The organism is uncultured Psychromonas sp. (assembly GCF_947489755.1).
In the GTDB taxonomy this organism is placed as follows: domain Bacteria; phylum Pseudomonadota; class Gammaproteobacteria; order Enterobacterales; family Psychromonadaceae; genus Psychromonas.
The window spans coordinates 1-13,207 of record NZ_CANLFB010000004.1; the positions used below are offsets into that span (position 1 = coordinate 1).

At 36.7% G+C, this 13,207-nt stretch carries 10 protein-coding genes and 1 tRNA gene; 2 read left to right on the plus strand and 9 right to left on the minus strand.

All coding sequences use genetic code 11. The features are described 5' to 3' along the window. Positions 1 to 2: 2 nt before the first annotated feature. Positions 3 to 75: transfer RNA gene (locus Q0794_RS03055), tRNA-Val, on the minus strand. Positions 76 to 347: 272 nt separating this feature from the next. On the opposite strand from Q0794_RS03055, the gene gltX reads away from it, so the two are divergent. Next, positions 348 to 1,772 carry a glutamate--tRNA ligase gene (gene gltX, locus Q0794_RS03060; RefSeq protein WP_298940046.1) on the plus strand — a complete coding sequence of 475 codons (1,425 nt, stop codon included), beginning with the start codon at positions 348 to 350 and terminating at the stop codon, positions 1,770 to 1,772. 228 nt (positions 1,773 to 2,000) lie between these two features. On the opposite strand, the gene Q0794_RS03065 is transcribed toward gltX, so the two are convergent. Beyond that, the gene (locus Q0794_RS03065; RefSeq protein ID WP_298940048.1) at positions 2,001 to 2,654 is read right to left on the minus strand and encodes a DsbA family protein; all 654 of its coding nucleotides are present in this window, start codon (positions 2,652 to 2,654) and stop codon (positions 2,001 to 2,003) included. A gap of 217 nt (positions 2,655 to 2,871) precedes the next feature. Here Q0794_RS03065 and Q0794_RS03070 point away from each other — a divergent pair, with 217 nt between their 5' ends. Next, positions 2,872 to 3,456, plus strand: a complete 585-nt coding sequence (locus tag Q0794_RS03070) for a thymidine kinase (RefSeq protein ID WP_298940049.1) — start codon at positions 2,872 to 2,874, stop codon at positions 3,454 to 3,456. A gap of 155 nt (positions 3,457 to 3,611) precedes the next feature. On the opposite strand, the gene Q0794_RS03075 is transcribed toward Q0794_RS03070, so the two are convergent. From Q0794_RS03075 to Q0794_RS03105, 7 genes are all read right to left on the minus strand, one after another. Beyond that, a complete protein-coding gene (locus tag Q0794_RS03075) occupies positions 3,612 to 5,510 on the minus strand; it encodes a SurA N-terminal domain-containing protein (RefSeq protein ID WP_298940050.1) in 1,899 nt (632 codons plus the stop codon). A gap of 79 nt (positions 5,511 to 5,589) precedes the next feature. After that, positions 5,590 to 5,865, minus strand: coding sequence for an HU family DNA-binding protein (locus Q0794_RS03080; protein ID WP_025565236.1), 276 nt, complete (start codon positions 5,863 to 5,865; stop codon positions 5,590 to 5,592). A gap of 153 nt (positions 5,866 to 6,018) precedes the next feature. Next, positions 6,019 to 8,376: an endopeptidase La gene (lon, locus tag Q0794_RS03085; protein ID WP_298940051.1), complete on the minus strand. Its 2,358-nt coding sequence runs from the start codon at positions 8,374 to 8,376 to the stop codon at positions 6,019 to 6,021. 188 nt (positions 8,377 to 8,564) lie between these two features. Then, positions 8,565 to 9,857, minus strand: a complete 1,293-nt coding sequence (gene clpX, locus Q0794_RS03090; RefSeq protein ID WP_298940053.1) for an ATP-dependent protease ATP-binding subunit ClpX — start codon at positions 9,855 to 9,857, stop codon at positions 8,565 to 8,567. Between the two features lie 18 nt (positions 9,858 to 9,875). Next, entirely contained in the window at positions 9,876 to 10,499 is a 624-nt protein-coding gene (clpP, locus tag Q0794_RS03095) for an ATP-dependent Clp endopeptidase proteolytic subunit ClpP (RefSeq protein ID WP_298940054.1), read from the minus strand. Between the two features lie 114 nt (positions 10,500 to 10,613). Beyond that, entirely contained in the window at positions 10,614 to 11,921 is a 1,308-nt protein-coding gene (gene tig / locus Q0794_RS03100; RefSeq protein WP_298940055.1) for a trigger factor, read from the minus strand. 619 nt (positions 11,922 to 12,540) lie between these two features. Then, positions 12,541 to 13,164 carry a MarC family protein gene (locus Q0794_RS03105; protein WP_298940057.1) on the minus strand — a complete coding sequence of 208 codons (624 nt, stop codon included), beginning with the start codon at positions 13,162 to 13,164 and terminating at the stop codon, positions 12,541 to 12,543. Positions 13,165 to 13,207: the final 43 nt, after the last annotated feature.

Sequence of the window (13,207 nt, forward strand, 5' to 3'; positions counted from 1 at the left end):
GGTGGGCGATACTGGGTTCGAACCAGTGACCCTCGCCTTGTAAGGGCGATGCTCTCCCAACTGAGCTAATCGCCCATATTACTCTTTACTAACAAAAACATTAAACTCAATGCCTTGTTTGTGGGGCGTATTATAGGGATCGCCTTTTTTCAGTCAAGCCATTTTTGAATAAAATTACTGTTTTTTGTTTAACTGCTCAAAGGGTAAACAATAAATGCTTAATATTTAATATTTACTACCTTTTCTTAAGCAAATATGGCTTCTCGACAAATAGTTAATGTAATTAGATGGGGTTTCGTTAAAATACGGTCACTATTCTTCAAGCCGTATTATAAGGAAGCTATTTAATGACAGTTAAAACACGTTTTGCCCCTAGCCCAACTGGCTATTTACACGTTGGTGGTGCACGTACTGCACTATATTCATGGTTACATGCTAAAAGTAAAGGTGGTCAATTCGTTTTACGTATTGAAGATACCGATATCGAACGTTCTACTCAAGAAGCCGTTGATGCGATATTAGAAGGCATGAAATGGTTAGGGTTAGATTGGGATGAAGGTCCATATTACCAAACTAAACGTTTCGATCGTTATAATGAAATGGTTGATAAGCTATTAGTAGAAGATAAAGCTTACAAATGTTACGCACCAAAAACGTTACTTGATGAAATTCGTGCTGAGCAAGAAGCAAACAAAGAGATGGCACGTTACGATGCAAACCATCCTAAAATTGTTGCCGTTAATGAAGCAGCAACAGAAGCTCAAGCTTGCGTAATTCGTTTCCGTAACCCAAAACAAGGTAGCGTTGTTTTTGTTGATGAGATCCGCGGAAAAATCGAAATAGCTAACGAACAATTAGATGACCTTATCATCCGTCGTAGTGACGGCTCCCCTACTTACAACTTCTGTGTTGTTGTTGATGACTGGGATATGGGCATTACTAATGTGGTACGCGGTGAAGATCACATCAACAATACCCCTCGTCAAATCAATATCTACGAAGCATTAGGAGCTCCAGTTCCTTCATTTGCTCATTGTTCAATGATCTTGGGTGATGATGGTGCAAAACTATCTAAACGTCACGGCGCCGTTTCAGTAATGCAATATCGTGATGAAGGTTACTTACCAAACGCATTGAATAACTATTTAGTACGTTTAGGTTGGTCACATGGCGACCAAGAAGTATTTTCAGAGCAAGAAATGATTGACCTATTCAAATTAGAAAATGTCAGTAAATCTGCATCAGCATTTAATACTGAAAAACTATTATGGCTAAATAATCATTACATCAAAACATCTGAGCCAGAATATGTTGCCGGCTATTTACAATGGCATATGGATCAACAAAATATCGACACATCAAATGGTCCCGCTTTAACTGAAGTCATTACTGCTTTAGCTGAACGCGCTAAAACATTAGTAGAGTTAGCAAGTTCTAGCCGTTACTTCTATGAAGAATACGATGAATTTGATGCAACAGCAGCGAAAAAACATTTACGTCCAGTAGCAAAAGAAGCACTAGTTTTAGTGCAAAGTAAACTGCAAGCAACTGATGATTGGTCAATTGAAAACTTACATCAAGTGATTGAAGATACAGCGACAGAGCTAGAAGTAGGCATGGGCAAAGTAGGTATGCCGCTACGTGTTGCTATTACAGGCGCAGGACAATCTCCTTCTCTAGATGTCACACTGGCATTAATTGGTAAAGAACGCAGCGTACAACGCATCTATCGTGCTATTGAATTTATCGAAGCGCGTGAAAATGCAGCATAAGTGACATTCTTTGGTGAGGTTCCGCTATTTAGCGATACCACCAAACGGTATAACTAAACGACACAACTAAATAATGTTAATTAAAAAGCCCAGTATGAAAAGAATCTAGATTCGACTCATACTGGGCTTTTTTGTATTTACATGCCTGATTTACATTCTTGAACTACATTCTTGAACTACAGGCTTATTAAATCTGAGTTATAGATTTAATTGCTAATCTGTTCGTTCTTACCTTGAGGCAGACTGAAGCATTTCAGTAATTTTAGAATAGGTTTTCTGCCAATCTAAATACTCCAATGCTAATGGAATATTTTTCCCATCAATTGACAACACTAATGATGGAAAGCCTTGAATAGGTAATTGTCGACTTGTATTAATTTCTTCGAACAACTGTTTATTAACCGCATCATCATGTAATTGCTGTTTAAACCAGGCTTTATCAAATCCAATCCCTTCAGCTAACTCAGCTAACACATCCGTTAAAGAAGGATTTTTTGCCTGTAAGTAATACCCTTGCTGAATAGCAAACAGCATTTCTTTTTCTTTACCCTCAGTTCTTGCAATCAAACAAGCACGACAAGCTGGATAAGTCGAACGTTGTGGTTTACATTCAGTCCAAAAATCAAAGTTAAATTGAGTCCCTAATTGATTATGGATGTTACGCCAGATATTTTGTAATGTTTGTTGCATATCAGTTGGCATCACAACATCAGAGTCTGGTGCTAACCCGCCAAGTTGATAACGAATTTCCAGTGAGTGTTCTGGTGATAGCTCTGATGATAGTTCAGCTAGTTTCGCGGATAACTTCAGCCAACTATCTCGGTATCCCCAACACCAGCTGCACATAGGATCATATACGTAATATAATATAGGTTTGCTCATCACTTATTCCTTAAGTATTAATCTTATGTTTAAAACTCTACCACTACAAACAAGACCTTCCCATTAAATTAAATTGATATAAAAACTATCTATGGGCAAGGATTAACATAAAATGCCATTTGGTAATGCTATTATAAGCTATACGCCCTACTATCCATAAAAATTATTTTCAATGAATACATAGGGTTATTAATGATATTGATTATAGGATCACATTTTGGCACAACTCTATTTTTATTATTCAGCAATGAATGCAGGTAAATCGACCTCTCTTTTACAATCCTCTTATAACTATCGTGAACGCGGAATGAATACATTTGTGCTTACAGCCGCAATTGATAATCGCTCAGGTGTAGGTAAAGTGTCATCACGTATTGGTATTGAAAGTGATGCTCATATTTTCTCAGACACCGATGATCTAGCTGAAATGATTAGCAACATTCATCAACAACAAAAACAACATTGTATCTTAATTGATGAATCACAATTCTTAAGTAAGCAACAAGTTAGGCAGTTAACTTACGTAGTTGATATCCTCGATATTCCAGTTTTGTGTTACGGCATTAAAACCGATTTCCAAGGCGAACTTTTCCCTGGAAGCCAATATTTACTTGCTTGGGCCGATAAATTAGTAGAACTAAAAACGATTTGTCACTGTGGACGTAAAGCAAATATGATATTGCGTATGGATGAAAATGGTCAAGCGATACAGGAAGGTGCACAAGTGGAGATTGGTGGCAATGAAACCTATGTGTCCGTGTGTCGCAAACACTTTCGTAAAGTATTCTGGGATACTGAATAAAAACGAAACAGAACATTACTAACTAACTAACTAACTTAAACCAATTTAAGTTAGTTAATTAATCTAAACAAGTCTGCTTAAAAACAGCAAAAAATAAACATAAAAAAAGCGGCTCAATGAGCCGCTTAATAATTTCTATTACTTATCTATTTAAATTAATTACCGGCTGTATAGTCGATATCAGCATTCTTTAATAGATTAGTCACCAATGCTTGATAAATTGCTTCAGAGGTACTGCGCTCTAACATAGTTGTTAATTGCGTTTTAGTTTGCTCATTGGCTGTGCTTGTATCAAGTTCAATAACCTTAGACAATTCAATCAATGCAAAATCACCTTGTGCAGTCCCAACATAATCACGTGTTACTTTATCAGTATCAGGTTTTGCTAATTGGAATAAACGTTGAATGACTTGTGTATCGTAATCACGGCTGTAACGTGCAAGTGTCAGTGGAGATGTAAACGAGATACCTTTGTCCGCTAATTCACTATCAATTGACTCACCTGCATTCAATTTATCCATTAAAGATTCAACAAACAGTTTTGCAGCTGCTGCTGATTTTTGCTCTTCAAGTTGCAATGTAATTTGTTCAGAAACATCCGCTAATGGTTTAGTTGCTGCCTCTTTATGCTCTTTAATATGAACAACAATCGCTTGAGAATTACTTAATTCAATCACTTCAGAATTTAAGCCTTCACTACGGAAGTTCTCATCAAACACTTGATTGAGCACTTTACTGTCATTTAACACATCTGGCGCATCGTTAACTGAAAATAAACCACTCGTTTGGATATCAACAGCAACTTCAGCAGAAGCTTCTTCTAAGCTATCCGGAGACTCAAATGCAACTTCACTTAAACGTTGATACAAGTTGTCATAAAGCTCTTTAGTTTTTTCAGCTTTTAATGCAACTTCAATTTGTGGTTTTACATCACTTAAAGGCAATGTTTCAGTTTCTTGCGCTTCAATTAATTTAATGATGTGAAAACCAAATTCAGATTTAACAACATCAGAAATCGGCTGTTCTGAAGTTAATGCAAATGCACTTTCATCAAATGCTGGATCTAGCACACCACGTTCAAACCAATCTAGCTCACCGTCATTTTTAGCTGAGAAAGTATCTTCTGATTTAGTTTTTGCTAGTTCAGCAAAATCAGCACCTGCTTTAACTTCTGTTAAAATAGCTTCTGCTTTTTCTTTTGCTTCAGTAGAATCACCTTTAATAAAGATATGCGCTACTTTACGACGTTCTTGGCGTTGGTAGTCACCTTCATGTTGTTCGTAATAAGCCTGAACATCAGCATCGCTTACTGTTACTTCCGAGGTTAATGATGCAGCATCAAGTAGAACATACTCAAGGTTAACTTGTTCTTCATCTTGATATAACTCACTGTTATCGGCATAGAAAGCTTGAACTTCTTCAGGCGTTACAGCTTCACTAATAAGAAAGTCATCACTTTTTATGTTCAAGATACGTGCAACACGTTTCTGACCTTGTAATTGGCTTGCTTGCTCGACTTCTGATGGCAATACAAACTCACTGCCAACTAATGTTTCTAATAACTGAATACGTACTAAATCAGTTTTAAAGTTTTCACTAAATTGCGATGGAGATAAATTATTATTGCGTAATAATGATAGATATAAATTATTATCAAATTTACCATCAACTTGGAACTCAGGCATATTACGAATCGCATCTTTTACTTGTTCGTCGCCAACACGTAAGCCCATTTCTGCAACGGCTTGCGCTATTAAACGTTCAGTAACCAATGTTTGTGTTGCTTGAGAACGAACTTGCTGTGCAAAATTAGGACTTGATGCAATTAAATCGAATTGCTCGCCATATTGCTGTTGTAAGCGTGCTCTTTCATTTTGATAAGCTTGTTCAACACTTTGTTGTGAAATAGCTTCACCGTTAACAGTAACCGCAGCATTTTCAGATGTAGTCCCTAAATAACCACTCACCCCTGCTAACGCAAAAGAAAGTATGATGACAATCAAAATACTTTTAGCAACGACTCCTTGAGAGCCTTCGCGTAATCTTTCTAACATAATATTTACTCTTTAAGACTAAAAACAAAAAAGCGCATCATAGGACGCGCTTAATGCATAACGGTGCTACAAAAAACGATTAAACGTTGATAGCATCTTTTAATGATTTACCAGCTTTAAACGCAGGTACTTTAGCAGCTGCAATTTGAATCGGTTCATTAGTTTGTGGGTTACGACCTGTACGAGCAGCACGTTCTTTAACTGAGAAAGCACCAAAACCGATTAGAGATACGCTGTCGCCTTCAACTAAAGCAGTAGTTACGCTATCGATGAATGCATCTAATGCACGACCAGCAGCAGCTTTAGAGATATCTGCGCTTTCTGCGATGTTATCGATTAATTGTCCTTTATTCATTTGTAAATCCCCTGTCTATAATAAATTGGTGCTATTTAAATTTTGAATGGCACATAGTAAAAAACTTGAGCTAGGCTACTGCGGTATTCAAATTCAAGCAAGTAAATTTCAATAAAATTAGGTAGCTAGCCCATATTGTATGCGATTAATCACCTATTTGTCGGTTTTTCCAACAGAAAAACCTTTAATACTATCTTGTAAGGCAATTTCTAATACTTCGTCTATCCAACGTACTGGTTTAATTTCGAGTTGGTCTTTAATGTTATCAGGGATTTCCTCTAAGTCACGTGTATTTTCAAATGGAATTAATACCGTTTTAATACCACCACGACGAGCAGCCAATAATTTCTCTTTTAAACCGCCAATAGGTAACACTTCACCACGTAATGTAATTTCACCCGTCATAGCCACATCAGCACGCACAGGAATGCCTGTTAAGCTCGATATAAGCACAGTACACATCGCAGCACCAGCACTTGGACCATCTTTAGGTGTAGCGCCTTCAGGAACGTGTACATGAATATCACGCTTTTCATGAAAATCGCTATTAATACGCCATTCTTCTGCTTTTGCACGTACGACCGTCATTGCAGCTTGAATAGACTCTTTCATTACATCACCCAATGACCCCGTATAAGTCAACTTACCTTTACCGGGTACAGAGGTTGCTTCAATAGTGAGTAAATCACCACCAACTGATGTCCAAGCAAGTCCTGTTACTTGACCCACTTGATTTGCTGAATCTGCTTTACCAAAGTCATAACGACGTACACCTAAATAATCTTTTAAATTATCGATAGTCACGTTAATTTTTTTCAGTTTTTTGTCTAGCAAGATATCTTTCACTACCTTACGACAAATTTTAGAAATCTCACGCTCTAAAGCACGAACGCCAGCTTCACGCGTGTAGTAACGCACAATACCAATAATCGCACTGTCATCAATTGATATTTCAGATTCTTTTAAACCATTACGCTTAATTTGTTTACTTAATAAATGGCCATTAGCAATGTTAAGTTTTTCATCTTCTGTATAACCCGATAAATGAATCACTTCCATACGGTCTAATAATGGACCAGGAATATTCATTGAGTTTGACGTTGCAACAAACATCACGTCAGACAAGTCATAATCAACTTCAAGATAATGGTCATTAAAACTGTTATTTTGTTCTGGATCTAATACTTCTAATAAAGCAGAAGCGGGATCACCACGCATATCAGATGCCATTTTATCAATTTCATCTAATAGGAATAACGGGTTTTTAACGCCAACTTTAGTCATTTTCTGAATCAATTTACCCGGTAATGAACCAATGTAAGTACGACGATGCCCACGAATTTCAGCTTCATCACGAACGCCACCCAATGCCATACGAACATATTTACGGCCAGTAGAACGCGCGATAGATTGCCCTAAAGACGTTTTACCTACACCAGGAGGACCGACTAAACATAAGATAGGCCCTTTTAGTTTATTAATACGCGTTTGAACGGCTAAATACTCTAAGATACGTTCTTTCACTTTTTCAAGACCGTAATGATCTTCGTCTAATATTTCTTGTGCTTTTGCTAAGTTCTTCTTAACAGGACTACGCTTCTTCCAAGGCACATTGACTAAACTTTCAATATAAGTACGAATCACACTTGCTTCTGATGACATAGGCGACATCATTTTTAATTTCTTAAGCTCTGATAGTGCTTTTTCTTTCGCTTCTTCAGACATACCAGCAGCTTCGATCTTATCCGCTAATTGGTCAAGATCGCTTTGCCCTTCTTCGCTATCACCTAACTCTTTTTGAATCGCTTTCATTTGCTCGTTAAGGTAATACTCACGTTGACTGCGTTCCATCTGTTTCTTAACGCGGCTACGAATGCGCTTTTCAACTTTTAGAATATCTTCTTCATTTTCCATCATGCCCATTAAGTATTCGAAACGCTCTGTGACATTCGTCAGTTCTAATGCGGTTTGTTTATCTTCTAAACTTAATGGCATGTGTGCAGCAATGGTATCCGCAAGACGTTCTGGTTCATCGATACCATTAACTGATGCAAGCACTTCAGGTGGAATCTTTTTATTTAATTTAATATAAGATTCAAATTGTCCAAGCACACTGCGAATAAGTGCTTCTTCTTCTTTTTCATCAACGCCTTCACTGTCTAACAGCTCAATCTCTGAAAAGAAGTACTCTTCGTTTTCTATATTGCGAATAATGTTCGCACGTTGAACACCTTCAACTAATACTTTCACTGTACCATCAGGTAGCTTTAATAATTGTAAAATATTAGCCACGGTACCCACCGTGTATAAATCTTCTATTTTAGGATCGTCTAAAGAGGCCTCAGTTTGAGCTACTAATAATACTTTTTTACCCTGCTCCATCGCAGCTTCTAGGCAGCTAATTGATTTTTTTCTGCCAACAAATAATGGAATAACCATATGCGGATAAACGACAACATCACGAAGTGGTAAGACAGGTAACGTCAACAGCTGATCTGTTTCTAATTTCATATTGTCTCCGGAAAAGAATTGAAAATTAATTCATCAATAATCACCAGTTTATAAAGTTTATTATTTTAACTGATGATAAAAATATTTTAAGTTAGCTTAATACTGGGGATGCTTTGTTTTTTTTCAAGCATTTAAACAAAAAAAGAGAGCATAATGCTCTCTTTTTTTATTATATAGCAGTTAATTGCTTATTTATCAGACGATACGAGCTTATTTTCTTCTTCTGAATAAATCAATAATGGCGATGCGTCACCTAAAATAACGTTTTCATCAACCACTACTTTGCTTACATTTTCAACAGAAGGTAAGTCATACATAGTATCAAGTAATACCGCTTCAACAATAGAACGTAAACCACGCGCACCGGTTTTACGACTCATTGCTTTCTTAGCCATTGCTGTTAATGCTTCTGGGCGGAACTCAAGTTCAACATCTTCTAAGCCAAATAAAGCGGCATATTGTTTAGTAATGGCATTTTTAGGCGCCGTTAATATTTCAACTAATGCTTCTTCATCTAATTCAGTTAATGTTGCAATCACTGGTAAACGACCAATAAATTCAGGAATTAAACCGTACTTGGTTAAGTCTTGAGGTTCTACTTTTTTGAACGTTTCACTCAATGATTCTTTGTTATCTTTATCTTTAACCGTTGCACCGAAACCAATACCAGCACCCGTATCAATACGTTGCTCGATAATGCTATCTAAACCAGAGAATGCGCCACCACAGATAAATAATATCTTAGACGTATCAACTTGAATAAACTCTTGATTTGGATGCTTACGTCCACCTTGTGGCGGAATAGAAGCAACAGTACCTTCAATGAGTTTTAGTAAAGCTTGTTGAACACCTTCACCAGATACATCACGAGTGATTGATGGATTCTCAGATTTACGCGTAATTTTATCGATTTCATCAATATAGATGATACCGCGTTGCGCTTTCTCAGGATCGTAATCACATTTCTGTAATAGTTTCTGAATGATATTTTCAACATCTTCACCAACATAACCCGCTTCAGTCAGTGTTGTTGCATCAGCCATCGTGAAAGGTACATCTAATAATCTTGCCATGGTTTCAGCAAGTAATGTTTTACCACTACCCGTTGGACCAATTAACAAAATGTTAGATTTACTTAATTCAACACCATCTGCAACATCACCATGCTTCAAACGTTTATAGTGATTATAAACAGCCACAGATAGCACTTTTTTCGCTAAATCTTGGCCGATAACATAATCATCTAATGAAGCACGAATCTCATGTGGCGTAGGTAATTTTTTCTTGCTGTTATTCGTTTCAACAGTACTTGTAAGCTCTGCAATTTCTTCTTTAATGATGTCATCACAAAGATCAACACACTCGTTACAAATATAGACAGAAGGCCCTGCAATTAGCTTTTTAACTTCATGCTGACTTTTACCACAGAACGAACAATACAATAGGCTGTTATCAGCATCATTGTTGTTTTTATCCGACATAATTATCGATATCCTTAATTATATTCTACGCGTCAATACTGAGTCGACAATACCGTAATCAACCGCTTCTTGAGCACGCATAAAGTTATCACGGTCTGTATCACGTGCAATAACTTCAATATCTTTACCCGTATGGAATGCTAATAATTCATTCATACGCTGTTTTGTTGCAATAATTTCTTTAGCATGGATTTCAAAATCAGACGCTTGACCTTGGAAACCACCTAATGGTTGGTGAATCATAACCTTAGCATTAGGTAAAACGTGACGCTTACCTTCCGCACCACTTGCTAATAAGAATGCGCCCATACTTGCCGCCATTCCCATACAGATAGTGCTTACATCAGGTTTAATAAACTGCATAGTATCGTAAATTGCCATACCAGCACTAATTGAACCACCTGGAGAATTAATATAAATATAAATATCTTTTTCTGTGCTTTCTGACTCTAAGAACAATAATTGCGCCGATATCAGATTCGCCATGTGATCTTCAACAGGACCCGTTAAAAAGATAACACGCTCTTTTAGTAGTCGAGAATAGATATCATATGAACGCTCACCTTTTGCTGTTTGTTCAACAACCATAGGGATAAGCGCGTTACTGATTTGTTCCGTATTTCCAGCAAATGGGTTGGTCATATTCCATCCTAATTATTTGTTTTTATTATATGTACTAAAAATGAAAATGGCCCGAGTGAAATCACTCGAGCCATCAAAATGCATAACCAATTGAATTAATAGTTTAATAAACTATTAAGCAGCAGGTTTATTCATCACTTCGTCGAAAGATTTCTTCACTTCAGTTACTTTAGCTTTTTCAATGATAAAATCAACTGCTTGCTCTTCTAATGCAACATTTTCCATGTTTTGCATTAGCTCTTTGTTGTTTTTGTAGTACTCAACAACTTCAGCAGGGTTTTCGTAAGCAGAAGCTGCATTTTCAATTAATGAAGTTACTTTATCTTCGTCAACTTTTAATTCGTTAACTTTGATCACTTCACCTAATAGAAGACCTACTTTAACGCGCTTTTCAGCTTGTTCAGTAAATAATTCAGCAGGTAGTTCAGGTAAGTTGTTTGGATCCATTTGCTTACCGTAACGTTCCATAGCTTGCTTACGTAAAACGTTTACTTCGCCATCTACTAATGCTTTAGGCACTTCGATTTCGTTATTTTCAACTAATGCAGTTAATACGTTGTCTTTAGCAGTATTTTTTAATACTTGATCAAGTTCACGTTGCATGTTTTTCTTAACGTCTTCTTTAAGCGCTTCTAAATCACCGCTTTCAACGCCGAATTTTTTAACAAATTCTTCAGTTAACTCAGGTAAGATTTGCTCTTCAACTTTTGTTAAGTTGATTTTAAACTGTGCAACTTTACCTTTCAATTCTTCTGCATGGTAATCTTCAGGGAAAGTTACATCGATGTTGAACTCTTCACCTGCTTTTTTACCAACAATACCTGTTTCAAAACCAGGAATCATACGCTCACTACCTAGTACGATTTGGAAACCTTCAGCTTTACCGCCTTCGAAAACTTCACCGTCGATAGAACCTTCAAAATCAACCGTTACTTGGTCATCATTTTGAGAGTTACGTTCAACGTCGTTCCATTCAGCGTGTTGCTTTTGAAGTGTCACTAACATGTTATCTAAGTCAGCATCTTCAATAACTGTTGCAGTTGTTTCTACTGCTAATGAATCTAATGCTGTTAATGCAACTTCTGGGTAAACTTCAAATGTTGCAGTGAAAACGAAATCTTCACCTTTCTTGCGAGCAAGAGGTGCAACAGCAGGTGCGCCAGCTGGGTTTAATTTTTCAGCTACGATTGCTTCGTAAAAGTTGCGTTGCATTAGTTCGCCGCCAACTTCTTGCTCAACAGCAGCACCAAAACGCTTAGCGATAACTGATGCAGGTACTTTACCAGGACGGAAGCCATCAACACGTTGTGTTTTAGATAGATGACGTAGACGACCATCAAATTCTTTATCGAATGCTTCAGCGGCAACAGTAATTGTTAATACGCGCTCTAGACCTTGTGTAGATTCAACAGAAACTTGCATTTTATTTCCTTTATCTTTTACGTTAAAAATTGTTTTTACTGATAAAAAGTGTTGTATTTTTTATTCACTTTCATCACTAAGGTGTATTTGCTTGGACTACCGCATTATAAAAATGACACCTTAATTAAAAATTAGTTTGTAATTTCTATGGTGAAATTTAAGACGCGCCATTATAGACACTGTTATAGCGTTAGTCGATAGGCAGTCCATAGGAAAAATGACATGCAAGCTCTATTTTTGTAGATCCGTCTCTATTTCGTACAATTTATGTCTAATTTTTAACAAAAACAAACCACCTCATTTTATTCACGATGAATGTATTGCTTGATAATTAAACGATTTTTTATTTAACGATGACATGACAAAGTAAAAGGAAGTAATGACTTATTGAAGAATAAACAATAAAAAAGCGCATAAAATCGAATAAAGGCAGTGCAATTTTAAATGTGCCAAGAAAAAATAACTTATAAAAATACAGCATTCACAAAACAGCTAATCACAAAACAGCTAATCACTAGCATCTTTTGATAACGCTAGTGATTAATCTAGTGAGGCTCTATCTAGTGATAGGTTTAATGATGAGTCGAATAATCATTCTAATAACAACGCATTTAATCGATTAACGAACTAATAGCGACTCTATAAAAAAGCCTTGAATACCTGAAAAGACAATTTGAGCACCAATAGCGGATACAAATAATCCTGTTATTTTTGGTAACACTTCTAACCCTTGCTGCCCCAATAAACGCTGAATTTTACTTGAAAACAGTAAAACAATTGCAACTGAAGCCACAGCAGCAAACAATGATAAACAAACAATCACTGTATCCATTACGCCATTTAATTCAGCTCCCATCACCATTAGTATACCAATTAGGCCTGGGCCAACAGTAACAGGAATCGCCAACGGCACTATCGCAAAGTCAGCACTCCGTTTAATCGCATTTTCTGGCCCTTCTGGTACTTCAGTACCGCCTTTAATCATCTCTAGTGCGCTTAAAAACAACACCGTCCCCGCACCGATTTTAAATGCATCTAAGGTTATGCCAAATAAGCTAAAAATGTACTGTCCAAAAATAAGAAACACTAAGCTAATAATCACCACTGTCACGCTCAATTTTAAAATCACCTTCTTCTTTTCAGATGAGCTTAGTTTTTTGCCTAAAATCAAGAAAACAGACAACACAAAAAAAGGCGTCATCATAAAGAATAGTTTTAAATACAGGGTAAAAAAGTGTTCCATTTACAATCTCATTAACAGTTTAAAAGTGGTTTAAATTAAGGAC